This window comes from Streptomyces adelaidensis (assembly GCF_016598475.1).
GTDB lineage: Bacteria > Actinomycetota > Actinomycetes > Streptomycetales > Streptomycetaceae > Streptomyces > Streptomyces adelaidensis.
The window spans coordinates 1-313 of sequence record NZ_JAEMUX010000328.1; the positions used below are offsets into that span (position 1 = coordinate 1).

Consider the following 313-nt stretch of genomic DNA (forward strand, 5'->3'; position numbering starts at 1 on the left):
TTTCTTAGGCCAGTTGGGCTCGTTGATGAGATATGGGGCGCTTCGATGAGCTGATCGACTCGTTGCGGGAGAAGCTGGAGGCGGTGACGCCGCATCTGAACGAGCGGCAGCGCCGGATCCTGTACGCCGCGGAGTCCCGGCACCTCGGTCACGGCGGGATCGCCGCGGTGGCACGCGCCGCGGGCGTCTCGAAGGGCTGTGTCAGCCGTGGTCTGGCCGAACTCGACGAGGGTCGGGCACCCGACGGGCGGATACGCAGGCCGGGGGCCGGTCGCCTGGCGCTGGCGACCAAGGATCCGGGGCTGGTGGGGGC

Annotated in this window: 1 pseudogene; it reads left to right on the forward strand. The window is 70.3% G+C overall.

Annotated features, from left to right (window positions below):
- Window positions 1-32: 32 nt before the first annotated feature.
- Window positions 33-313, forward strand: a pseudogene (locus tag I8N67_RS42095) (ISAzo13 family transposase); the annotation flags it as partial.